Source organism: Paenisporosarcina sp. (genome assembly GCF_057785155.1).
Window position 1 is genome coordinate 115,117 of sequence record NZ_JBYNRN010000012.1, and the last position, 24,225, is coordinate 139,341.

20 protein-coding genes and 1 other annotated feature are annotated in these 24,225 nt (G+C 36.3%); all 20 genes read left to right on the forward strand.

The genetic code is table 11. The features are described from left to right. Positions 1–63 precede the first annotated feature (63 nt). The 20 genes from icd to infC all read left to right on the forward strand — a co-directional run bounded on the left by icd (position 64) and on the right by infC (position 24,205). Complete coding sequence (gene icd / locus AC3EA5_RS03820) at positions 64–1,332, forward strand: NADP-dependent isocitrate dehydrogenase (protein ID WP_394188430.1); 1,269 nt, start codon at positions 64–66, stop codon at positions 1,330–1,332. Between the two features lie 161 nt (positions 1,333–1,493). Further along, positions 1,494–2,432 carry a malate dehydrogenase gene (mdh, locus tag AC3EA5_RS03825; protein WP_488607141.1) on the forward strand — a complete coding sequence of 313 codons (939 nt, stop codon included), beginning with the start codon at positions 1,494–1,496 and terminating at the stop codon, positions 2,430–2,432. A gap of 161 nt (positions 2,433–2,593) precedes the next feature. Continuing rightward, a complete protein-coding gene (locus tag AC3EA5_RS03830) occupies positions 2,594–3,070 on the forward strand; it encodes a MaoC/PaaZ C-terminal domain-containing protein (RefSeq protein WP_488607142.1) in 477 nt (158 codons plus the stop codon). A 54-nt stretch (positions 3,071–3,124) separates the two neighbouring features. Further along, positions 3,125–3,838, forward strand: coding sequence for a response regulator transcription factor (locus tag AC3EA5_RS03835; RefSeq protein ID WP_488607143.1), 714 nt, complete (start codon positions 3,125–3,127; stop codon positions 3,836–3,838). Beyond that, positions 3,835–5,379, forward strand: coding sequence for a two-component system histidine kinase PnpS (gene pnpS, locus AC3EA5_RS03840; RefSeq protein ID WP_488607144.1), 1,545 nt, complete (start codon positions 3,835–3,837; stop codon positions 5,377–5,379). The genes AC3EA5_RS03835 and pnpS overlap by 4 nt, the downstream gene beginning before the upstream one ends. A gap of 396 nt (positions 5,380–5,775) precedes the next feature. Beyond that, positions 5,776–6,732 carry an FtsH protease activity modulator HflK gene (gene hflK / locus AC3EA5_RS03845; RefSeq protein WP_488607145.1) on the forward strand — a complete coding sequence of 319 codons (957 nt, stop codon included), beginning with the start codon at positions 5,776–5,778 and terminating at the stop codon, positions 6,730–6,732. Further along, positions 6,732–7,715, forward strand: coding sequence for a protease modulator HflC (gene hflC / locus AC3EA5_RS03850; protein ID WP_488607146.1), 984 nt, complete (start codon positions 6,732–6,734; stop codon positions 7,713–7,715). The genes hflK and hflC overlap by 1 nt, the downstream gene beginning before the upstream one ends. A 162-nt stretch (positions 7,716–7,877) precedes the next feature. After that, positions 7,878–10,502 carry a DNA polymerase I gene (gene polA, locus AC3EA5_RS03855; RefSeq protein WP_488607147.1) on the forward strand — a complete coding sequence of 875 codons (2,625 nt, stop codon included), beginning with the start codon at positions 7,878–7,880 and terminating at the stop codon, positions 10,500–10,502. Positions 10,503–10,515: 13 nt separating this feature from the next. Continuing rightward, entirely contained in the window at positions 10,516–11,388 is an 873-nt protein-coding gene (gene mutM, locus AC3EA5_RS03860; protein WP_488607148.1) for a bifunctional DNA-formamidopyrimidine glycosylase/DNA-(apurinic or apyrimidinic site) lyase, read from the forward strand. Positions 11,389–11,403: 15 nt separating this feature from the next. Further along, the gene (gene coaE, locus AC3EA5_RS03865) at positions 11,404–12,015 is read left to right on the forward strand and encodes a dephospho-CoA kinase (RefSeq protein ID WP_488607149.1); all 612 of its coding nucleotides are present in this window, start codon (positions 11,404–11,406) and stop codon (positions 12,013–12,015) included. 105 nt (positions 12,016–12,120) lie between these two features. Next, positions 12,121–13,143, forward strand: a complete 1,023-nt coding sequence (locus tag AC3EA5_RS03870) for a glyceraldehyde-3-phosphate dehydrogenase (RefSeq protein WP_488607150.1) — start codon at positions 12,121–12,123, stop codon at positions 13,141–13,143. A gap of 771 nt (positions 13,144–13,914) precedes the next feature. Further along, a complete protein-coding gene (gene speD / locus AC3EA5_RS03875; protein ID WP_394188441.1) occupies positions 13,915–14,298 on the forward strand; it encodes an adenosylmethionine decarboxylase in 384 nt (127 codons plus the stop codon). A 118-nt stretch (positions 14,299–14,416) separates the two neighbouring features. Beyond that, positions 14,417–14,887 (forward strand): transcriptional regulator NrdR, encoded by a 471-nt coding sequence (nrdR, locus tag AC3EA5_RS03880; RefSeq protein ID WP_488607151.1) that lies wholly within the window; start codon positions 14,417–14,419, stop codon positions 14,885–14,887. A gap of 20 nt (positions 14,888–14,907) precedes the next feature. Next, positions 14,908–16,287, forward strand: coding sequence for a replication initiation and membrane attachment family protein (locus tag AC3EA5_RS03885; RefSeq protein ID WP_488607152.1), 1,380 nt, complete (start codon positions 14,908–14,910; stop codon positions 16,285–16,287). Position 16,288: 1 nt separating this feature from the next. Then, the gene (gene dnaI, locus AC3EA5_RS03890) at positions 16,289–17,230 is read left to right on the forward strand and encodes a primosomal protein DnaI (protein WP_488607153.1); all 942 of its coding nucleotides are present in this window, start codon (positions 16,289–16,291) and stop codon (positions 17,228–17,230) included. Between the two features lie 280 nt (positions 17,231–17,510). Further along, a complete protein-coding gene (locus tag AC3EA5_RS03895; RefSeq protein WP_488607154.1) occupies positions 17,511–18,578 on the forward strand; it encodes a Fe(3+) ABC transporter substrate-binding protein in 1,068 nt (355 codons plus the stop codon). 152 nt (positions 18,579–18,730) lie between these two features. Then, positions 18,731–20,362 (forward strand): ABC transporter permease, encoded by a 1,632-nt coding sequence (locus tag AC3EA5_RS03900; RefSeq protein WP_488607155.1) that lies wholly within the window; start codon positions 18,731–18,733, stop codon positions 20,360–20,362. 1 nt (position 20,363) lies between these two features. Further along, on the forward strand, positions 20,364–21,107 hold the full coding sequence (locus tag AC3EA5_RS03905) for an ABC transporter ATP-binding protein (RefSeq protein WP_488607156.1): 744 nt from the start codon (positions 20,364–20,366) through the stop codon (positions 21,105–21,107). A 58-nt stretch (positions 21,108–21,165) separates the two neighbouring features. Further along, positions 21,166–21,399, forward strand: a binding site (T-box leader). Between the two features lie 64 nt (positions 21,400–21,463). Then, positions 21,464–23,386, forward strand: coding sequence for a threonine--tRNA ligase (gene thrS / locus AC3EA5_RS03910; protein ID WP_488607157.1), 1,923 nt, complete (start codon positions 21,464–21,466; stop codon positions 23,384–23,386). A 312-nt stretch (positions 23,387–23,698) separates the two neighbouring features. Next, positions 23,699–24,205, forward strand: coding sequence for a translation initiation factor IF-3 (gene infC / locus AC3EA5_RS03915; RefSeq protein ID WP_394188475.1), 507 nt, complete (start codon positions 23,699–23,701; stop codon positions 24,203–24,205). The last annotated feature ends 20 nt before the right edge of the window (positions 24,206–24,225 follow it).

Consider the following 24,225-nt stretch of genomic DNA (forward strand, 5'->3'; position numbering starts at 1 on the left):
ATAAGATTTTTACATCTTTAATCGTACATGCCCTATGACTATGATTATAGGAGGAATTTTATTATGACAAACGGTGGAAAAATTTCAGTTGAAAACGGCGTATTAAATGTACCAAATAATCCAATCATCCCTTACATTGAAGGTGACGGTATTGGTCCTGATATTTGGGCAGCTTCAGAACGCGTTTTAGAAGCAGCTGTTGAAAAAGCATATAACGGCGAAAAATCAATCGTATGGAAAGAAGTTTTAGCTGGACAAAAAGCATTCGACAAAACTGGCGAATGGTTACCAGAAGAAACTTTAGAAGTTATTCGTGAGTATTTGATTGCAATTAAAGGACCTTTAACAACTCCTGTTGGAGGCGGAATCCGTTCTTTAAATGTTGCATTACGTCAAGAATTAGATTTATACACTTGTGTACGCCCAGTTCGTTACTTTGACGGAGTACCTTCACCGGTAAAACGTCCTGAAGATACGGATATGGTTATCTTCCGTGAAAACACTGAAGATATTTATGCAGGTATTGAATTTGCTAAAGGTTCTGATGAAGTGAAAAAAATCATCGAATTCTTACAAAATGAAATGGGTACAAAAAACATCCGTTTCCCTGAAACTTCTGGTATTGGTATCAAACCAATCTCTGAAGAAGGAACAAAACGTTTAGTACGTGCTGCTTTAAATTACATTATTAAAGAAGGCCGTGAATCACTAACTTTAGTTCACAAAGGAAACATCATGAAGTTCACTGAAGGAGCTTTCAAAACTTGGGGTTACGAAGTAGCTGAACAAGAATTTGCTGAGCAAACTTTCACATGGAACCAATACGATCAAATTAAAGCTGATAAAGGTGCAGAAGCTGCTGATAAAGCACAAGCAGACGCTTTAGCAGCAGGTAAAATTTTAGTAAAAGATTCGATTGCTGATATCTTCTTACAACAAATTTTAACTCGCCCAAGCGAATTTGATGTTGTTGCTACAATGAACTTAAACGGAGATTATATTTCTGATGCATTAGCTGCTCAAGTTGGTGGTATCGGGATTGCTCCAGGAGCTAACATTAACTACTTAACTGGACATGCAATTTTTGAAGCTACTCATGGTACAGCTCCTAAATATGCTGGATTAGATAAAGTAAATCCTTCTTCTGTCATCCTTTCAGGTGTATTAATGCTTGAACACCTTGGATGGAACGAAGCGGCTAAATTAGTAATGGACTCTATGGAGAAAACGATTTCTTCTAAAGTAGTAACATATGACTTTGCACGTTTAATGGATGGTGCTACAGAAGTTAAATGTTCTGAGTTCGCAGACGAATTAATCAAAAACCTATAAGAGTTGTTTGAAGGCGTTGTGTCCCAGTGGCACAACGCCTTTATTTTTTATGGCAATAAACTTAGGCATGCTAAAAGTAGGTAGAATTTATAATAATTAGGTATACTTTGTTAGAAGGGATTCTGTTATTCTCTTTACCTAAGTAAAAGGAGTGTATTCTGATGACAATGAAACGTAAAAAGATTTCAGTAATCGGTTCAGGATTTACAGGAGCTACTACAGCATTTTTACTTGCTCAAAAAGAATTGGGAGATGTTGTCTTAGTTGATATTCCGCAAATGGAAAACCCAACGAAAGGTAAAGCTCTTGATATGTTAGAAGCTGGTCCTGTTCAAGGTTTTGATGCTAATATTATTGGTACTTCTAACTACGAAGATACAAAGGATTCAGATATCGTAATCATTACAGCTGGAATTGCACGTAAACCAGGAATGAGCCGTGACGATTTAGTTCAAACAAACCAAAAAGTGATGAAAATTGTGACAGGTGAAATTGTTAAGCACTCTCCAAATACAACTATTATTGTATTAACCAATCCCGTTGATGCAATGACTTATACAGTTTATAAAGAATCAGGATTCCCTAAAGAACGTGTAATTGGACAATCTGGTGTACTTGATTCAGCACGTTTTAGAACTTTCGTAGCTCAAGAATTAAACTTATCAGTAAAAGACATTACTGGATTTGTTCTGGGTGGACATGGGGACGACATGGTTCCACTAGTACGTTATTCATATGCAGGAGGAATTCCTTTAGAAACATTGATCCCATCTGATCGTTTAGCTGCTATCGTGGAAAGAACTCGAAAAGGTGGCGCTGAAATTGTGAATCTTCTTGGAAATGGTTCAGCCTACTACGCGCCAGCAGCTTCAATTGTTGAAATGGCTGAAGCAATTCTTAAAGACCAACGTCGAGTGTTACCATCTATCGCATACTTGGAAGGTGAATATGAGTTAGAAGGTATTTACCTAGGGGTACCAACAATTCTTGGTGCAGGCGGAATTGAACAAATTATTGAGCTAGAGTTAACAGAAGAAGAAAAAGCTCAGTTAGATAAATCTGCTGCATCAGTCCGTAATGTAATGGAGATTTTAACTTAATTTCGCTGAAATCCTCTGAATGAATTCCAATGTTATGTAGAATAAATTCAAAATCTATTCCCTTCTTATCAATGAAATATCAATCGAGTAGGCAATCCCTGCTCGATTTTTTTTATACTTATTGATACTATGAAAGTAGAACTACTCAAGGGGGATTAAGAATGTTACTTGGAAAGAAACGTAAATTAGGACGTAAAGTTGAAAGTATGTCAGTAGGAGAAAAGTTAAAGCTGACTGAAAAAATTGAAGATAAAGACTTACTATTATATTTAGGTTTAACAAATGACGGAAATCCCTTATATATTCAACATGATTTTGCTTCACAAACTTCATATGAAAAACCAATTGTACCGGCTATTATGTTAACAGGTATTGTAACATCTGCGATTTCAAAATATTTACCTGGGCCAGGTTCTCATATTGTCGATCAACATATCTCTTTCCCAAAACCGGTGTATCATTACGCAACGATTGATTTTTTATTAACAGTAGTAGCTGTTGATGTAGAAAAGAATTTTGTTGAAATTGAAGTGGAAGCTACCAATGAAGAGGGAGAGGTCGTTATTACAGGGAAACTTGTTGCAACACCACCTCGTCTTGAGAATAAATTAACTTCGCACGCAATGGATAATTTCTAATACAGCTAAATGGGTTTGAAATGGGGGTTTCAAATCGATTGTGGAGGCTAAATCATGTCAAATAAAATTCTAGTGGTAGACGACGAATCGTCTATCGTCACGTTACTTCAATACAATTTAGAACAAGCTGGATTTGAAGTCATTACTGCAGCAGATGGTCAACAAGCTTTTGATTCTGTCATCGCAAACAAACCTGATTTAATTGTGCTTGATTTAATGTTGCCAAAAATGGACGGTATGGAAGTGTGCAAGGCACTGCGCCTTCAAAAAATTAGCACACCTATCATTATGTTAACCGCTAAAGATGATGAATTTGATAAAGTTTTGGGACTCGAACTCGGGGCAGATGACTATATGACAAAACCTTTTAGTCCTCGGGAAGTAACGGCTAGAGTTAAAGCTGTACTTAGAAGAACAAACACCATTTCGGATGAAGTTCAACCGTCAAAATCCGAGAACTCTTATGAATTTAATCATTTGCGCGTATATCCTGAGCGTTATGAAGTTTTCTTACATGATGAACAGCTCGAATTCACTCCGAAGGAATTTGAATTGCTCGTCTATCTTATGGATAATAAAAATCGAGTACTAACTCGCGATCAATTATTAAGTGCTGTGTGGAATTATGACTTTGCAGGAGATACACGTATCGTCGATGTGCATATAAGTCATTTACGTGAAAAAATTGAAGAAAGTAGTCGGAAACCTTTATTCATAAAGACGATTAGAGGATTAGGTTACAAATTCGAGGAGCCTAAAAAAGGATGAAGTCACTCCAAAAAAACTTAATAATGTCCTTTTCGTTATTAATGGCGTCAATTCTTGCTGGCTTAGGTATTATTTTAAGTCAGCTTTTTCCTGTATACGTTGAAGATGCAGTTCGGTCGAATACCATAAATACGGGGGAAGAAATTGCCCAAGTTTTAGAGAATTCAGGAGATGGACTTAGTGACGATCAATTAATTGAAGTGAATAAAATTCTTACTGACGTCGAACATGGCAATGAATTTAATGAAATTCGTCAAAAGTTATGGTTAATCATTGGAATCGTTTTAGTAGGGGCATTTCTTATGATGCTTCTTTTCACAGTACGCATGGCAAAAAAACATGCACAACCGATTGATAATGTAACGGAAGTTGCCATTGAGCTTGCAAAAGGCAATTATCGAGCTCGCGCATTTGAAGATGAAACGAGTAATTCTGTCCATTTAAGTACTTCGATTAATATTTTAGCTAGAAACTTACAAGATATTTCAAAAACACGTGAAATAGAAAAAGAGCGTTTAAAGACACTAATTGAGAATATGGGAAGTGCATTATTAATGATTGGTCGAGATGGCCAAGTTACAATTGTAAATAAATCATTTCTCACGCAGTTTTCAAGAAAGTTAATGGATGTTCAAGACCATTCTTTTAAAGGTGTCGGATTGCCTAAGGAATTAGAAGACTTAATTGATTTCGTATTCTTAACGGAATCATCCATTCGAAAGCAACTTCGATTAACACTTAAGCAAGACCAGAGACATATGGAAGTGTATGGCGCTCCTGTTATTGGTGAGTATGGTAGATGGCTAGGGGTAGTTATCGTTATGCATGACATTACGGATTTAGTGCGGTTGGAGCAAATACGGAAAGATTTTGTAGCGAATGTATCTCACGAACTTCGCACACCTGTTACATCGATCAAAGGATTTACCGAAACATTATTAGATGGCGCTTCAAACGATAAAAATACACTGAACACATTTTTAGAAATTATTCATCAAGAAAGCAATCGATTACAAGATTTAATTGAAGATTTATTGGAATTATCCAAGATAGAGCAACACGGTTTTTCAGTTGAGCATACAATCATCAATTTGAAAGAAGTGATGATGAGGGCAGCTGAAATGACTGGACCAAGATTAGATGAAAAAAATATGGTTTTGAAATACGATTTTGAACAAGATATTTTTGTAGAAGGCGATTTTAACCGATTAATTCAAGTGTTGATGAATTTATTAACAAATGCTATTACGTATTCACCTGAAAACACCACCATAACAATGGATTTATCAGAAACAGAGTCAAGTGGAATCATGCTTATTCAAGATGAAGGAATAGGCATAGAAGAAAGCGAAATTCCTCGTATCTTTGAAAGATTTTATCGCGTAGATCGTGCAAGGAGCCGGAATTCTGGTGGGACAGGTCTTGGTCTAGCGATTGTGAAACATTTAATCGAAGCACATCAAGGGAAAATAACAGTGAAAAGTTCCATTGGTAAAGGGACAAGATTTGAAATTTCAATCCCAAAGAAACAATCAACTTAACATGTTATTTACAATTTCTTCATAGGGAATTCACAATGCTTTGATAAGATACTTATGAAACCCCCCAATACCGCATTTGGCAAAAGGAAAAGCTCTCAATTGAGGGCTTTTTCTTTGTTTTCGCCGTTAATTACATAATATTTTAGGTCTTCCTTATTTTCCGGGAAATAAATTAATATCATAAATCCATATTTCATCAATTAACCGAAATTCTAATTGTTTTTTATTGTGTATCTTTTGAAATTTGACAGCTATGAGTTAATTAAATCCTATGAATCGCTTTGCTAATGAAATTGACTCAAAAGCAAATCAAATAAAATAATGTGGGTAAGTTTTTGAAACCTTAGTAAAAGTTAATCGTAAAACTATAGAAGAATAGAAATGAGGGGAATTACGATGAGTGTTAAACGAATATTATCTATTGTGTCTTTATCAATACTAGGAATTATTGCATTAATAGCTATTTTTACATCTTGGTATACCGTAGATGAGTCTGAGCAAGCAGTTGTTATTACATTTGGTAAAGCAGAAGCACCAATCCTTGACTCAGGTTTACATTTTAAACTACCTTGGCCAATGCAAAAAGTGAAAGTTCTTTCCAAGGAAACATTTAGTCTCCAGTTTGGTTATAAACAATCAGCTGATGGAGAAATCGTCTCGTTTGATAACGAAACAAAAATGATTACTGGTGATGAAAACATTGTTTTAACTGATTTAGTTGTGCAATGGAAAATTACCGATCCGGCTAAATATTTATTTAACGCTGAATCACCACAAGTCATATTACATGATGCAACGTCAGCATCCATTCGTTCAATCATTGGTAGTTCATTAATCGATGAGGCGCTAACTTCTGGTAAAGCAGAGATAGAAGCGGAAACTCGTGATTTACTTGCATCATTAATTGAGAAATACGATATTGGTATTACGATTCTTGGAGTTAAATTGCAAGATGTTGAGTTGCCAAATGCAGAAGTTCGTGCTGCCTTTACCGCAGTAACAGATGCACGTGAAACGAAAAACACGAAAACAAATGAAGCTGATAAATATAAAAACCAACGTGAAAGTGAAGCGATTGGAGAAATTTCTGCGATTAAATCTCGTGCAGAGGGACAACGTACAGCTCGTATTGAACAAGCAAAAGGTGAAATTGCTGTATTTGATAAGCTTTATACCGAATATAAAGACAATCAAGAGATAACGAGACAACGTTTAGTCATTGAAACACTAGAATCTGTCTTGCCGAATGCGCAAATTTATATCATGAATGATTCAGGAGAGACGGTAAAATATTTACCATTGCAACAACCAACGCAAGTGCCACCTGTTGCAACTGAAGGAGGCGGAAATTAATGGACCAAAATAAACAAAATCCATTTAGTTCTTTGGAACAAAAATTTAATGAACAATTTAATAAAAACAATAAAGTTCCAAAGACAAATGAACCCATTAATTTTAAAAAGCATATGAAGACTATTATCATTCTTACACTAATATTTGCTTCGTTCGTTATCTTACTTGCCAATATCTATGTCGTAAAAGAGAGCGAGTACCGTGTGGTTCGTCAATTTGGTGAAGTAAAAGAAATTCGTCATACACCAGGTATTTATATAAAGGTTCCATTTTTACAAAGTGTCACCTCGTTGCCTCGTTACCAAATGACATATAACGTGTCAGAAGCAGAGATTAATACGATGGATAAAAAACGTATTATTATAGACAACTATGCTGTATGGCGTATTACGAATCCAAAAATGATGATTACGAATGCCGGTAATATGCTGAATGCTGAAGGACGTATGGAAGAATTCATTTATTCAGTGGTTCGTACAGAGTTGGGTCAACTAGCATATGACGAGATTATTAATGATGAAAATACTTCTCGAGGGAGTTTAAACGATCGAGTAACTGAGAGAGTAAATGAATTATTAGCAAAAGACAAATATGGGATTGAAGTAGTTGACGTACGTATGAAACGTACAGATCTTCCACCTGAAAATGAACAATCGGTTTATACACGTATGATTTCAGAGCGTCAATCAATTGCTCAAAAGTATCTTTCTGAAGGGGATGCTGATAAACGAACGATTGAGTCTACAACAGATAAAAAAGTTCAAGAAATGATTGCGGTCGCACAAAAAGAAGCTGCCCTTATTACTGCAGAAGGCGAATCAGAAGCAGCGAAAATTTATAACCAATCGTTTTCTAAAGACCCTGAGTTTTATGCATTATACCGCACACTTGAATCTTATAAGAAAACCATTGGGGAAGACACAATGATTATTCTTCCATCCGATTCACCCTATGCAAAAATTCTCACAGGTTATTTAGAATAGCTTTTATTCGAATTTAAATGCAAATGATCTTCTTTGAATTTGAAGCGTCATTTTCCTTTCATCTACCCATCATGGTAAAATGAAGGAAGATGGCGTCTTTTTGCTTGGAAAATATATAACGGATAAATTTTAGGATTTCAATACATAGAGGAGTGGAATAGCTTGAGCAAAAATAAAGTGTTATTACTCGACGGAAACAGTTTGGCGTACCGTGCTTTTTTCGCACTTCCTTTACTGACAAATGAAAGCGGAATTCATACGAATGCAGTTTATGGTTTTACGATGATGCTACAAAAGATTTTAGATGAAGAAAATCCGACGCATATGTTGGTAGCATTTGATGCAGGGAAAACGACATTTAGACATTCTACTTTTGGAGAATACAAGGGAGGACGTCAAAAGACTCCACCAGAACTTTCAGAGCAATTTCCTTACTTGCGAAAATTGTTAACTGCATATCAAATCCCTCAATATGAACTCGAAATGTATGAGGCAGATGATATTATCGGAACACTTAGCAAACAATCAGAGTTAGCTGGTGATGAAGTTGTAATCGTTTCTGGTGATAAGGATTTAACGCAATTGTCTTCTCCTACGACAACTGTGTACATTACAAGAAAAGGTATGACAGATATTGAGAAATACACACCAGAACATATTAAAGAGAAATATGGCTTAACACCTGATCAAATTATCGATATGAAAGGATTAATGGGCGATTCATCCGATAACATACCGGGTGTTCCTGGAGTCGGAGAAAAAACGGCTATTAAATTATTGCTTGAACACAAAACTGTAGACGGAGTTTACCAAGGTTTAGAAAGTGTTAAAGGGAAGTTGAAAGAAAAGCTAGAAGCCAATGAAGAGCAAGCGAAAATGAGTAAAGTACTTGCCACGATTGAGACAAATGCACCCATAACTATTGGCTTCAAAGATCTTCAGTATGAGGGGCCAAACATGGAAGAAGTGTTGAATATTTGGCAAGAGCTTTCCTTTAAATCGCTACTTGAGAAAACTACTTACACCCAAAAAGAAGTCGCTCAAGAAGACATTGTATTTGAACACCTTACAGAAATAACATCGGAACATTTATCAGATGAGATGGCCGTCCATTTAGAGTTGTATGATGAACAATATCATACAGCGGATATGTTAGGTCTTGCATTAGTAGATGAACACAATGCCTATTTCATAAAAGTGGATGATGCGTTTAAATCATCAGATTTCCGTGCTTGGTTAATTGATGACACAAAGAAAAAGCGATTAGTTGATGCAAAAGCTGCACTTGCAGCATTCCATCGTAAAGATGTCTTGCTAGATGGTGTGGAATTTGATTTTGTATTAGCAGCCTATATTGTGAATCCTGCCATTACCTCAGATGATGTAGCTGTTTTATCGAGAGAGTTTGGCTACATGGAAGTCTCGACTAATGAACAAGTATATGGAAAAGGTGCTAAAAAATCCGTACCGGAAGTTGACATCCTCAGTGATCATATTGTTCGAAAAGCAATGGCTGTTTGGAAATTACGAAATACAATGGATGACAAACTAAAAGAAAACGAACAATATGAGCTATACCATGACCTTGAACTACCTCTTGCCACTATTCTTGGGAAGATGGAATCAGATGGCGTTAAAGTTGACAAACAAACACTTTTAGACATCGGTGAAGATTTAGCTGGCAAACTTACTGAAATTGAACAAGCGATTTATCATGCATCTGGTGAAAGCTTCAATATTAACTCACCTAAACAATTAGGCGTTATCTTATTTGAGAAACTTGGTCTTCCACCTTTAAAGAAAACGAAGACGGGTTATTCTACTGCAGCAGATGTTTTAGAAAAACTTGAAGGAAAACATGCGATTATTTCTCATATTTTACTTTACCGACAATTAGGTAAGCTTCAATCTACTTATATTGAAGGTCTTTTAAAAGAAATTCATGAAGACGATGGAAAAATCCATACTCGTTACCAACAAGCTCTGACTCAAACGGGTAGACTGAGTTCTACGAATCCAAATTTACAAAATATACCCGTTCGATTAGAAGAAGGGCGTAAAATCCGAAAAGCCTTTGTTCCTTCTCAACCTGACTGGGTTTTATTTGCAGCCGATTATTCGCAAATTGAACTACGTGTATTGGCTCATATGTCAGATGACGCTGAATTAATTGACGCATTCCGAAACGATCTTGATATCCATACAAAAACAGCAATGGATGTTTTCCATGTGGAAGTAGATGCAGTGACGTCAGATATGCGCCGTGCCGCCAAAGCAGTTAATTTTGGGATAGTTTATGGAATTAGTGATTATGGTCTATCTCAAAACTTGTCGATCACGCGTAAAGAAGCAGCAGAATTTATTGATCGCTATTTACAAAGTTTCCCGGGCGTTAAAGAATATATGGACAATATCGTTTATGAAGCGAAGCAAAAAGGATTTGTTACGACGATTTTAAATAGAAGAAGATATTTGCCAGATATTACGAGCTCGAACTTTAATTTACGTGGCTTTGCTGAACGCACAGCAATGAATACACCAATACAAGGTAGTGCTGCGGATATTATTAAGAAAGCAATGATTGATATGGCTGATCGTTTAGAGAAAGAAAATCTCCAAACCCGTATGCTACTTCAAGTTCATGATGAATTAATCTTTGAAGCACCACCTGAAGAAATTGCCATTTTAGAAAAAATCGTGCCTGAAGTGATGGAGCATGCAATCGAATTGAAAGTTCCTTTAAAAGTTGATTATGCATATGGTTCCACTTGGTACGAAACGAAATAAGGGGGCTGACTAAGTGCCTGAATTGCCAGAGGTGGAAGGAGTAGTAAACTCTTTAAAACCAGTTGCAACTGGAAAGACAATCAATGAAGTTAAGGTTTCTTCAGTCATTACCCATGCACATTCACAAGGAAGACAAGCCATCGTCAAAGGAAGTTCACTTCAACAGTTTTGTAGTGGTCTAGCAGGTGCCAAAATTGAACAAGTGGTTAGAAGATCTAAATACATTTATTTTCATTTAATAAAAAACAATGAACAAAAGTTACTGGTCACTCACTTAGGTATGACTGGCGCATGGTTTTATGTTCAGCATACCGAAGATGTGACGGAAGAAAAATTCAGGAAACATATTCATGTTCATTTTCAATTAGATGACGACATGATTTTAGTTTATGCTGACATTCGAAGATTTGGGGAAATGAGATTGCTCGATATGGAATCACAATTTCCACCTCTTTTATTAATGGCTCCAGAACCCTTTGAAGAAATTGCGCTGAATCATTTTTTGCAGATGTCTTTATTGCCCAAATACCAACAAAAATCGATTAAAGAAACAATTATGGACGGACAAGTCATTTCAGGCTGTGGAAATATATATGCAACTGAAGCATTGTTTCGAATGAAGATACATCCTGGTAGGACGGTCAAACGCATTAGTGAGAAAAGAAAAGTACAGTTGTTTAAAGAGATTGTAGATGTATTGAATGAAAGTATTTCTGCAGGAGGCAGTTCAATCTCTGATTACCGGAATATAAATGGTGAAGCGGGTAATATGCAAGACCGCTTACAAATGTATGGGAAGAAAATTTGTCCAACATGTCAGCAACCAGTTAAGCAGCGAGTGCTCGGAGGACGAAATTCTTGGTATTGTTCAACATGTCAACGATAAAGGATGAAGAGTTACATGATTATTGGTTTAACAGGAAGTATAGCGAGTGGGAAAAGTACGGTTTCCAAAATGCTTCAAGATATGGGATTCTCCATTATTGATGCAGATATTGTGGCGAGAGAAGTTGTCGAGCTAGGAAGTGATACACTTCAAGAAATACAAAACCAGTTTGGAAATGATGTACTTCATTCAGACGGAACACTTAATCGAGAAGTTCTTGGCTCCATGATTTTTCACCAACCGGGTAAGCGCAAACTATTAAACGACATCATGCATCCCGCTATTCGAAAAGAAATGTTAAAACAGCGTGATGATTTGACCAAAAAGGGAATTGAAACATTTTTCATGGATATTCCATTGCTTTTTGAAAGTCGTCTTCAACATTTGGTTGAGAAAATATTAGTTGTTTCGGTGACTGAGGACGTCCAATTAGAGCGTCTCATGAGTCGCAATAACTTATCCAAAGAAGAAGCAGAAGCACGAATTAAATCTCAGTTACCTTTATCCGAAAAAGAAAAAGGGGCTGATGCGGTTATCTATAACAATGGATCAATTGAGGAGTCTAAAAAGCAATTGGAAGGCATTTTAAAAATTTGGGATGTATCACCTTATAATTCAGAAAAGTAGAACTTCTTTAGGTTTAGTTGAAAGTGTTTACCCAAATTTTATATGTGTTATACTAATTACGGATAAAAGTTCAACAGTATAACATACATGTAGGAGGATTTTTCAATGTCAGCTTCTATTGCTATTAATGGTTTTGGCCGTATTGGCCGTATGGTATTCCGACAAGCTATTCTTGAAGATAATCTAGACGTAGTGGCAATTAATGCCAGCTATCCCGCTGAAACGTTAGCACATTTGATTAAGTATGACACAAATCATGGTACATTCTCTGGAACAGTAGAAATTGAAGAAGATGCGTTAATCGTTAATGGTAAAAGAGTTCAACTAGTTAGTGACCGTGATCCTCTAAATTTACCATGGAAAGAAATGAATATTGATATTGTTATTGAAGCTACAGGTAAATTTAATGCACGTGAGAAAGCAGCCTTGCATTTAGACGCAGGTGCAAAAAAAGTAATTTTGACGGCTCCTGGTAAAAATGAAGATGTAACAATCGTTATGGGTGTTAATGATGACAAATTAGACATTGAGGCACATGATGTTATCTCAAATGCTAGTTGTACAACGAATTGTCTTGCTCCAGTAGCGAAAGTATTGAATGATACTTTTGGTATTGAAAATGGATTAATGACCACTGTTCACGCATATACAAATGATCAGAAAAATTTAGATAATCCACATAAAGATTTACGTAGAGCTCGTGCATGTGCACAATCTATCATCCCAACATCTACAGGAGCAGCTAAAGCATTATCGTTAGTGTTGCCTGAATTGCAAGGGAAACTTCATGGATTGTCATTACGTGTACCAACACCAAACGTATCACTTGTAGATTTAGTTGTAGATCTTCAACAAGACGTAACAGTTGAAGATGTGAACAATGCTTTTATTAAAGCGTCTGAAGGAAGTATGAAAGGTGTACTTGGTTTCACAACTGAACCTTTAGTTTCAATTGATTTTAATACAAATCCACATTCTGCAATTATTGACGGTTTAACAACGATGGTTATGGGTTCAAGAAAAGTAAAAGTTCTTGCTTGGTATGACAATGAATGGGGTTATTCTGCTCGTGTCGTTGACTTGACGAAAAAAGTTGGCGCAGCACTTAAAGAAAAAGTTCAAGCTTAATATAAACATTCATTCTATCTTTTGATAGAGTGGATGTTTTTTATATACAAAAGATAACAATTTTTATTTTGCAATTTGATTCCTAATATTATGTACTTAACTGAACATGGATGTGGTCGGCTATTTCTTTCGCTTTCCGCGGACGAAACGCAAGCCTCCTCGGCTCATCTATCTCTGATAGCTGAATCTGTGGGGTCTTGCGTGTTTTGTTTTTCCGCTGGAGTCTTCAGAAATAGTCAACCACTTTCCTAGAAAATAGTTTGAGGAGTTATGAAACGCCTTGAAAATTGCAACTCATATAACAAGGATCCTCTTTTCTTAAGGTGTAATAAAATTAAAAGTATTAATTCACCCTGGAACATGAATGGAATTTTTTTAAGGATTCATGTTGATTGGAATGGAAGCGGCGACTCCGAGGGGAGATAGCAGATGTTTTGTGCACCGAAAGCGAAGCGGCAGGTGCATGAGTTTTAGACCCTGGAGCGGAATCTAGAGGAACAAAGACTAAGAACGCCACATCACTTGGCAACGTCTTTTAAACCAACCAATCTCTAACAAAGAATTCCATTTATATAGTATTGTGAAATTATTTTAAGTTTTTATCTTGCATTGATATTTAAAACATCATATAATGACATTCGTGTACTTCGAATGTACATACGGACTGCTTAAAGGGTTAGGACCTCTCTGGACTAACTTTCCCCCGTGGTAGTCAAACTTTAAGAAGGTTACAAAATTCTTAAATTTTTTATTAGAGGGGGAAAACGAACCATGGAAACAATGGGACGTCATGTAATTGCAGAACTTTGGGAATGTGAATTTGACAAATTAAACGATGTGAATTTTATCGAAAGAACATTTGTTGATGCAGCACTAAAATCAGGAGCGGAAGTACGTGAAGTTGCATTCCACAAATTTGCACCACAGGGTGTAAGTGGAGTAGTAATTATTTCCGAGTCACATTTAACGATTCATAGCTTCCCAGAACACGGTTACGCAAGTATCGATGTATATACATGTGGCGATTTAGATCCAACGATAGCTGCAGAATACATTGCAGATGCACTTGGGTCAAAAACTCGTGAAACAATGGAACTGCCTCGTGGTATGGGTCCAGTTAAAGCGGGTAAAGCACTTGTAACAGCACATGCATAACATTTGAAATTATAAACGAGAGAGCAGAGGGAGAAATTCCTCTGCTTTTTCGATTTTAGGGACAAATGTTTGATATAATAAATGAAATAAAAGAATTACGAAATCAGGAGATTATCATATGAGATGCCCAAGCTGTCAATACAATGGAACAAGAGTTGTCGATTCAAGACCTGTCGATGATAATAAGGCGATACGCCGAAGAAGAGAGTGTGAGGATTGTGGTTCTCGTTTTACTACTTTTGAAAAAGTAGAAGAGATGCCATTAATCGTTGTGAAAAAAGATGGGTCACGAGAAGAATTCAGTCACGAAAAAGTTTTACGTGGTCTTATTCGTGCTTGTGAAAAACGTCCCGTTTCTTTAGATGTACTTGAGAACGTCGTCTTTTCAATTGAAAAAGATTTACGTCGTATTGGAAATTCTGAAGTGAAGTCAGAAGAAGTTGGTGAAATGGTAATGGACCGTTTAGCCAAAATTGATGAAGTAGCTTATGTGAGATTTGCATCTGTCTACCGCCAGTTTAAAGACATTAATGTATTTATCGATGAACTAAAAGATTTATTGAAAAAGACACCAGAAGACCCACGTTAAAGGTAAGGGAGGTATGATGTATGCAATTTTTGTTTAAAGAACTTCAACCCGTGGATAGCTGCATCATTCAAATGCCCTATCCATTAACGGATCAAGATCGTCAGTTAGTGACTCTTTTATATAAGCCCATTATCGGAATTGAAGCTATGAGTCTTTATTTTACATTATGGGCTGAATCTGAGTACCATCCTGCTGAACCCGTTAGTCATTATTTTTTAATGGACGTATTAGGTATGCCTTTAAAGAAAATATTTGATGCTCGTGTTTCATTAGAAGCAATCGGATTATTAAAAACATGGAAACAAGACAAGTCAGACCAGAGATTGTTTATTTATGAAGTATTAGCTCCTTTAACGGCTCACGCGTTTTTTAGTGAACCCATTTTAGCTACTTCACTATATAGCGTCATCCATGAAAAGGCCTATATAAAAGTACGAGATCGATTTATGAAAAAACAGCAAACACATCAAGATTTCGAAAATGTTTCTCGCGAACTTAAAGACGTCTACAAAAGTAATCATGACTATAATAAGCTAGGCCATATTTTTGATAACACCCCGACTGAGGAAGTGAGTCGACCTAGTAAATTGCCGTTTTATTCACTAGATTTCGATTTCGACTTATTAAAATCAGGGTTGTCTGAAGTGATGATTCCTTCGCATGTATTAACTTTACCCGTAAAAGAATTGATAGCGAAGGTAGCGTTTTTATATTCGTTTAATCCAATCGACATGCAAAAGGTTGTTATGCTCGCGATTGATGATCAAAATCGGATTACGGAAGACCGCTTAAAAAAATCAGCAGCAGATTTTTATAAATTGACGGTTTCTTCTAAACCACCTAAGTTAATGAAACAAGTGAAAAATACAACTGAGCCTGCTAGTCAACTTGCAAAATCATCAAAGGATGATTTGTTGATTAAATATCTCGAAGAAACACCTCCGCTTGAAGTGTTAAGAGATATTTCAAAAGGTAGAGAACCGATGCCGATTGAAGTAGAATTGGCTAACGAATTGGTCATGAAATATGAACTGCCACCACCCGTGGTAAATGTGTTACTTCAATTCGTTCTAATACGTGCAAAAATGAAATTAAATAAAAACTATGTCCATAAAATTGCGGCTCATTGGCAACGAGAAAATGTTCAAACAGCTAGAGAAGCAATCGATATTTCGAGAAAAGAACATGATCAATATCTGGATTGGCAAAATAGTGCATCAAAACCTGCAGCTTTCCGTAAAAAGGGAACTCGAGATGAAAAAGTTCCGGAATGGTTCTTTAAAGCCAAAGAAAGCCGAGCGACTAAACAAACAATTGAAAATGAAGTCACTGAAGACTTTGAAATTGAGAAACAAAAATTGCTTAAGAAACTCGGTGTAACAGAGGGGCAGGCGAAATAAAATGGAACCGATTAGCGAAACATTAAAACGAGTAGTAAACGCGCCAGAATTCTCTAAACGATATGATAATATGAAAGCCGAAATATTAGAGAATCCTGGAGTCCAACAGTTCTTATCTCAGCATGCTGATGAAGTGAATAAAGCGATGGTGGATAGAAGTTTAGGGAAACTATATGAATACACGACTCAAAATCATGATTGCGAAAATTGTGCAAACGTCGCTCAATGCTCGAACATGATGAAAGGATTCGTCCCAAACCTCGTAATTACAAGAGGTAGTATTGATATTGAATACACAAAGTGTAATCAGAGACTAGTTGAAGAAGAGCGTCGCCACGTATCGGAAATGATATCAAGCATGCATATGCCGAAAGATGTATTAAAGGCTAGACTTGCTACTGTCACATACGATCATAATACGCGAGTTAACCTGGGATCAGCCGCACAAACTTTCTTAGAAGAAGTGAAAACCGAAGGAAGTTTACCTGCAAAAGGTTTTTATATTTATGGTGAATTTGGTGTTGGTAAGTCATATGTTTTAGGTGCGCTTGCGAATGAACTAGCTGAATTACGAATAAAAACAGTTCTTGTCTATGTTCCTGAATTCCTTAGAGAAATGAAACATGCGATTCAAGATCAATCGTTACAAGAAAAAGTGGATTATGTGAAAAAAGCTCCTGTATTAATGTTAGACGATTTAGGTGCAGAAACACTTTCTAGCTGGACAAGAGATGAAATTTTAGGAACCGTATTACATTATCGAATGGCTGAAAACCTTCCTACTTTTATTACCTCGAATTTTGATTATGACGGATTAGAAGATCACTTAGCCTATTCAGGTAAAGGTGAAAGAGAATTAGTAAAAGCAGCAAGAATAATGGAAAGAATACGTTCCATAACAATTCCAATGAGATTAAGTGGGAAAAATAGAAGAGATGGCTAAAAAAAAGTGTCTAAAAAGTTGTGAAAATAACTTTTGGACACCTTTTTTATGTGAGTAGAAGTAGTCGGTGATTTTGAGGAAATAGATTTGATGTCACCAAGGCAAGTTGGATCTGAAGACTAAAGCAGATAAATAAATGAATTCTATTCGAAATTTAGTTTGAATATTGCGAATATCCTAAAGTCGTTTACGATTGGTTGACTTTTTCATAATCCGATTTATAATTGATATTGAGAATCGTTTTCAATAACAAATCATTTAATAAAGGGAGAGACAACAAGTGAAAAAAGCATTATTTCTATTATTATCATTTACCCTGTTAGTTTTAACTGCATGTGGTAATGACCAAGCAACAAAAACGACTGATACAAAAGAAGTAAAAGAAACAAACGAAAGTATGGAAGTGAACTTATATACAGCTCGTCATTATGATGTTGACGATGAATTATATGCTAAATTTACAGAAGAAACAGGAATTAAAGTAAATGTTATTAAAGGTGAGGCTGATGAATTACTTGAGCGTATTAAGCGTGAAGGTGATGCAACAGCAGCAGATTTATTTTTAACAGCAGATGCTGGACGATTATTCCGTGCGAAAGACGATGGTTTATTACAAGCAGTATCTAGTGATGTATTAGATGAGCAAATTCCAGCTAATTTCCAAGACGAAGATCAAATGTGGTATGGCTTAACTAAACGTGCTCGTGTCATTGTTTACAACAAAGAGACAGTAAAACCAGAAGATTTATCAACGTACGAAGCTTTAACAGAAGATCAATGGAAAAGTCGTGTTTTAATTCGTGGTTCTGAAAATATTTATAATCAATCTTTATTAGCATCATTTGTTGAAATTGAAGGGGAAGAAAAAGCGAAAGAGTGGGCTGCAGGACTTGTAGCAAACTTTGCACGTGACCCTGAAGGTGGAGATCGTGACCAAGCTAAGGCAATTGCTGCAGGTATTGGTGACGTGGCTATTATGAATACGTACTACCTTGGACAAATGCTGAACTCCGAAGATGCAGAAGAAGTTAAAGTTGCTGAAGGCTTAGGTGTTTTCTTCCCTAACCAAGAAACAACAGGAACTCATGTAAATGTAAGTGGAGCTGGAGTAGTTAAAACAGCTAAAAATAAACAGAACGCAATTAAGCTTTTAGAATTTTTATCAGCGCCTGAAGCTCAAGGTGAATTTGCAAAAGCAAATTATGAATACCCAGTGAATGAATCTGTAGAACCTACAGAATTATTAAAATCATGGGGCGAGTTTAAAGAACAAGACATCTCATTATCAGCTTTAGGTGATCATAATGCGAAGTCCATTTTAATCTTCAATGAAGTAGGCTGGAAATAAATAAATAAAATTCCCTTGTTACAATTTTCGTAACAAGGGTTTTCTTACATTAATTTCTGTTAACATGTATAAGGATAACAGAAAGGGATCACTTTCTTATTAATTAAGCATAGTATGGGTTTCTAATATTAGTTACGAGGTGTAGGGGCGTTATGCAAAGAAAATTTACAAATTTTAATAGTTGGACCGTGACGGCGGCAGTTATCATGCTCTTGTTGTTTTTGCCGAATTTAACGATCGTAACTGGCATATTCACACCTACAAATGAAAACTGGGAGCATATGAAAGAATTTGTTCTAAGTTCGTTCATTAAAACATCTCTAATACTAATAAGTGCTACTGCCATTCTAACCATAACGATTGGATTGAGTTTGGCATGGCTTATCGCACAATATCAATTTCCGCTAAGGAATTTTCTTAAATGGGCACTCATTTTACCTCTTTCAATTCCACCTTTCATCGGTGCGTATACGTATCATGGAATTGTGAATTATACAGGTATTATTCAATCGACGCTTCGAGATCACTTTGGTTTAAATTTGAGTCCAGCGTTTTTTGATATAATGAATTTACCTGGTGCCATTTTCATATACACGATGTTTTTATATCCATATGTATACACGATTACTCGGATATTTTTGTCGCAACAATCAGCTTCACTAATTGAAAGTGCACGAATGCTAGGTAAGGGACCTTGGCGTACCTTTTTTCAAGTAGTCATTCCTATTTCTCGCGTATCAATCATTGGTGGTGCAAGTTTAGTTGTTCTTGAAGTCTTAAATGATTATGGCGTGGTTAAATACTACGGAATTCAAACCTTTACGACTGCAATTTTTCAAACTTGGTTTGGATTAGGTGATATAGAATCTTCTATTAAGCTTGCTGCATCCTTAATGGGATTTGTAATCTTAATTTTAATGATCGAAAAGATTTTGCGTGGCAGAAGACAATATAGTTATTCCACTACAAAGGTCCGTCCATTACCTTTAATAAAATTAAATGGATGGCGTGCAGGAATAGCAACAGCATACGGTTTACTTATTTTAAGTTTAGGATTTTTTGTACCAATCGCTCAATTGATTGATTGGATGATTTTAACCATTGGCACGATTCCTATGGGTGAATTTTTAACTTATGTTAAAAATTCCGTACTCGTTGCTGGTATAAGTGCGACGGCAATTATTGTTTTTGCCTTGATTGTTGGTAACTTTAGTCGTCTTGTTCATGGTAAAATAGCAAAATTATTGCCTAAACTAACAATTCTCGGTTATTCTATACCGGGTGCGGTAATTGCAGTTGCAGTAGTTACTGCTTTTATAGCCCTTGATCGATTTTTAGTTCCACTGTATCGATTAATTGGTATGGAAACCACTTTATTTTTGAGTGTAAGTTTAGTCATGTTAATATCTGCTTATATTATTCGATTCTTTGCGATCGGCTATAATTCAATTGAATCTGGTTATGATAAAATTGGAACAGATTTCCGAGATGCATCGAGACTCTTAGGAGTAGGATTAACCAAAACATTTTTTAAAGTTGACGTGCCTATGTTAAAAGGAGCAATCATAAGTGGATTTATTATAGTATTTATAGATATTTTAAAAGAAATCCCACTGACATTAATTTTACGTCCATTTAACTTTGACACATTATCAACAAAAGCTTTTCAATATGCGAGTGATGAAAAAATTATGGAAGCCTCACAGGCTTCGTTATTAATTGTCGGTATTAGTGCCCTTGCCATTGTTGTTTTCTATAAGTTTCTTGAAAAGGAGCCGAATTGACATGTTTATTTCTATTAATAATGTTTGTTTTTCATATCCCAATTCAGAAAGTCCAGCACTTGATCATTTTTCAATGTCAATTGAAAAAGGGGAAGTCATTTCAATCTTAGGTCGGAGCGGAAGTGGGAAAAGTACTATTTTACGCCTACTTGCGGGGCTTGAGAAACCAACAACTGGTTCACTGACGATACAAAATGAAGTCTTGTTTGATGATAAAACATTCTTGCAACCTGAAAAGCGTGGAATAGGAATGGTCTTTCAGGATTATGCATTATTTCCACATATGACAGTTGCTGAAAATATTCTGTTTGGATTATTTCAATTAAACAGAGCAGAAAAGAAAAAGCGTCTCCAAGAAGTATTGGAATTAGTTGAATTGGAAGGTTTTGAAAAACGCTATCCTCATCAGTTGAGTGGCGGACAACAACAACGTGTGGCAATTGCAAGAGCGATTGCTCCGAATCCTCATTTAATCTTGTTGGACGAACCATTTAGTAACTTGGATGCTGAGTTGCAAGTGAAGATCCGAAAAGATTTACGTGAAATTTTGAAAAAAGCTAATATTACTTCCATTTTTGTTACACATGATGAAAATGATGCACATGCTTTAGCTGATCGTATCGTGAAATTGAAAGATGGATGCATAGATTTAATTGGGAGACCATGCGATTTACTTGGAATACATCCGCATCCAACACCTCAATTTGAACAAGTTGTTGAAACGAGAGAATTAGCAACTGTATAAATTAATTTAAGTATTGCAATTAATTTAAAGCAAGAGTAAAATGTCAACATAAGAATAATGAAATGCCAAGAAGAGGACAATATTTGTCTATACGACTTTAAGAGAGAGAAGCCATGGCTGGAAGCTTCTTAAGTACGATAGTCATTTAACCACCTCGGAGCAGCAACAGTGAAATTTTTAGTAATTGTTGACGGTAACGGCCCGTTAGCCGGCTCAAAGCTTCGTCTTTTTAGTCATGCGACTACTGAGAAGGAAGAAGGGTGGAACCACGAACTCAAACCTCGTCCCTTTCATAGGATGAGGTTTTTTTGCGTTCATTTTTATACTAATAAGAAAATTTATAAGGAGTGGTCAACATGTCAGAAAACATTAAATTAACATTTCCAGATGGTGCGATAAAGGAGTTCCCAATTGGAACAACGACAGAAGATGTGGCTGCTTCAATTAGCCCAGGCTTGCGTAAAAAAGCTTTAGCAGGTCAATTAAATGGTCAACTTGTCGATTTAAAAGCACCACTTAAACAAGATGGAACGATTGCGATTGTGATGCCAGGATCGAATGAAGGGCTAGAAGTATTGCGTCATAGCTCAGCTCATTTATTGGCACAAGCAGTTAAACGTTTGTTCAAAGATGTAAAACTTGGAGTAGGTCCTGTTATTGAAAACGGATTTTACTACGATATTGATTCCCCTGAACCAATAACTGCTGAGGATTTACAATCTATTGAAAAAGAAATGAAAAAAATCATCAATGAGAACATTGAAATTGTTCGTCATGATGTAAGTCGTGCTGAAGCATTTGAAAAGTTTAAAGAAGATGAATATAAGATTGAGTTATTAGAAGCCATCGCTGAAGACGATCAAGTATCAATTTATGAGCAAGGTGATTTCTTTGATTTATGTCGTGGAGTACATGTTCCTTCAACGGGCAAATTAAAAGAGTTTAAACTGTTAAGTATTGCTGGGGCTTACTGGCGTGGAAATAGTGACAATAAAATGCTTCAACGTATTTACGGAACAGCATTCTTCACGAAAGAAGAACTTGCCGCTCACATGCAAATGTTAGAAGAAGCAAAAGAGCGCGATCATCGTAAAATCGGTAAAGAATTAGATCTTTTCATGAATTCTCAAAAAGTGGGTCAAGGACTGCCGATGTGGTTGCCAAAAGGTGCGACAATCCGTCGTATTATTGAACGATACATTGTCGATAAAGAAGTGAAACTAGGATATGATCACGTTTATACTCCTGTAATGGGTAGTGTAGAACTTTATAAAACGAGTGGTCACTGGGATCACTATCAAGAAAATATGTTCCCAGTCATGAGCATGGATAATGAAGATTTAGTTCTTCGTCCAATGAACTGTCCTCATCATATGATGATTTTCAAAAATGGAATCCATTCATATCGAAACTTACCGATGCGTATTGCAGAATTAGGTACAATGCATCGTTATGAATTATCAGGTGCTTTAACAGGTCTACAACGTGTTCGTGGGATGACTTTAAATGATGCACATATTTTCGTTCGACCAGATCAAATCAAAGACGAGTTCAAACGCGTTGTCCAATTAGTAATCGATGTGTACAAGGATTTTGATTTGAATGATTATTCATTCCGTTTGTCATATCGTGATCCAGAAGACAAAGAAAAGTACTTTGATGATGATAACATGTGGAATAAAGCGCAAGGTATGATTAAAGAAGCAATGGATGAACTAGAATTAGAGTACTTTGAAGCTGAAGGTGAAGCTGCATTCTACGGTCCAAAACTTGATGTCATGGTGAAAACAGCTTTAGGGAAAGAAGAAACATTATCTACAGTTCAATTAGATTTCTTATTACCAGAACGCTTTGATCTTTCTTATATTGGTGAAGATGGAAAACAACATCGTCCAGTTGTTATTCACCGTGGGGTTGTATCAACAATGGAACGTTTCGTAGCTTTTTTAATCGAAGAATACAAAGGCGCATTCCCAACATGGTTAGCTCCAGTCCAAGTACAAGTGATTCCAGTTTCTAATGAAGTGCATTTTGAGTATGCAAAAGGAGTGATTGAAAAACTCCAAGCTGCTGGACTTCGTGTTGAAATGGATGATCGTGACGAAAAACTAGGATACAAAATACGCGAAGCTCAAATGCAAAAGATTCCGTACATGCTGGTTCTTGGCGATAAAGAACTAGAGAGCGGTTTCGTAAACGTTCGTAAATATGGAGAGCAAAATTCTGAAAGCATTGCTTTTGATGAATTCCTTTCTCGTATTTCAAAAGAAAACCAATAAACACTATTGACAGTCATAGTTCCAAGTGATATAGTTATTAAGGTTAATGAATACAAGTTTGTGGTATAAGTAGAGGCTGCCCGCTTCTCACCTGATCGACACATTATGTTGTTTACAGGTAGACACACGATTGAACGTAACGTACAGTGTTGTACGTAACATATATCGGCGGGCGGACATCTTATAAAATGTCCGCTCGTTTTTTTATTGTCCGGAACGGCGTAACTGACTCGTTAGGAATTCCTAATTAGCAATATGCCCAAACCACGTATTCGCGACACTACCTGGAGGTGGATTACTATTAGCAAAGACATGTATGTAAACGATGGCATTCGCGCACGTGAACTTCGAATTATAGACCAAAATGGTGAACAATTAGGAGTTAAAACGCGTAACGAAGCGCTTGAAATTGCCGCTAACGTTAATTTGGATCTTGTCCTTGTGGCCCCTCAAGCCAAGCCACCAGTCGCTCGTATCATGGACTATGGTAAATTCAAGTTTGAGAATCAAAAGAAAGATCGTGAAATTCGTAAAAATCAAAAGATTATTGTATTGAAAGAGGTTCGTTTGAGCCCAACAATCGATGAGCATGATTTCCAAACGAAATTACGTAACGCGATCAAGTTCCTTGAAAAAGGCGACAAAGTTAAAGCATCTATTCGTTTTAAAGGCCGTGCAATTACGCACAAAGAAATTGGTCAACGCGTATTAGATCGCTTTGCAGAAGCTTGTGCTGAAGTATCGACGGTTGAACAAAAACCGAAGATGGAAGGCCGTAGCATGTTCTTAGTGTTACAACCAAAGAACGAGAAAAAGTAAGATCTACGAACAGTTTAGGA

Coding starts and splice junctions, on each gene's coding strand:
- AC3EA5_RS03900 (WP_488607155.1), top strand. CDS start 18,731: ATGCAAAGAAAATTTACAAATTTTAATAGTTGGACCGTGACGGCGGCA.
- AC3EA5_RS03870 (WP_488607150.1), top strand. CDS start 12,121: ATGTCAGCTTCTATTGCTATTAATGGTTTTGGCCGTATTGGCCGTATG.
- icd (WP_394188430.1), top strand. CDS start 64: ATGACAAACGGTGGAAAAATTTCAGTTGAAAACGGCGTATTAAATGTA.
- AC3EA5_RS03885 (WP_488607152.1), top strand. CDS start 14,908: ATGCAATTTTTGTTTAAAGAACTTCAACCCGTGGATAGCTGCATCATT.
- AC3EA5_RS03830 (WP_488607142.1), top strand. CDS start 2,594: ATGTTACTTGGAAAGAAACGTAAATTAGGACGTAAAGTTGAAAGTATG.
- hflK (WP_488607145.1), top strand. CDS start 5,776: ATGAGTGTTAAACGAATATTATCTATTGTGTCTTTATCAATACTAGGA.
- hflC (WP_488607146.1), top strand. CDS start 6,732: ATGGACCAAAATAAACAAAATCCATTTAGTTCTTTGGAACAAAAATTT.
- thrS (WP_488607157.1), top strand. CDS start 21,464: ATGTCAGAAAACATTAAATTAACATTTCCAGATGGTGCGATAAAGGAG.
- nrdR (WP_488607151.1), top strand. CDS start 14,417: ATGAGATGCCCAAGCTGTCAATACAATGGAACAAGAGTTGTCGATTCA.
- infC (WP_394188475.1), top strand. CDS start 23,699: ATGTATGTAAACGATGGCATTCGCGCACGTGAACTTCGAATTATAGAC.
- pnpS (WP_488607144.1), top strand. CDS start 3,835: ATGAAGTCACTCCAAAAAAACTTAATAATGTCCTTTTCGTTATTAATG.
- speD (WP_394188441.1), top strand. CDS start 13,915: ATGGAAACAATGGGACGTCATGTAATTGCAGAACTTTGGGAATGTGAA.
- dnaI (WP_488607153.1), top strand. CDS start 16,289: ATGGAACCGATTAGCGAAACATTAAAACGAGTAGTAAACGCGCCAGAA.
- AC3EA5_RS03905 (WP_488607156.1), top strand. CDS start 20,364: ATGTTTATTTCTATTAATAATGTTTGTTTTTCATATCCCAATTCAGAA.
- mdh (WP_488607141.1), top strand. CDS start 1,494: ATGACAATGAAACGTAAAAAGATTTCAGTAATCGGTTCAGGATTTACA.
- coaE (WP_488607149.1), top strand. CDS start 11,404: ATGATTATTGGTTTAACAGGAAGTATAGCGAGTGGGAAAAGTACGGTT.
- AC3EA5_RS03835 (WP_488607143.1), top strand. CDS start 3,125: ATGTCAAATAAAATTCTAGTGGTAGACGACGAATCGTCTATCGTCACG.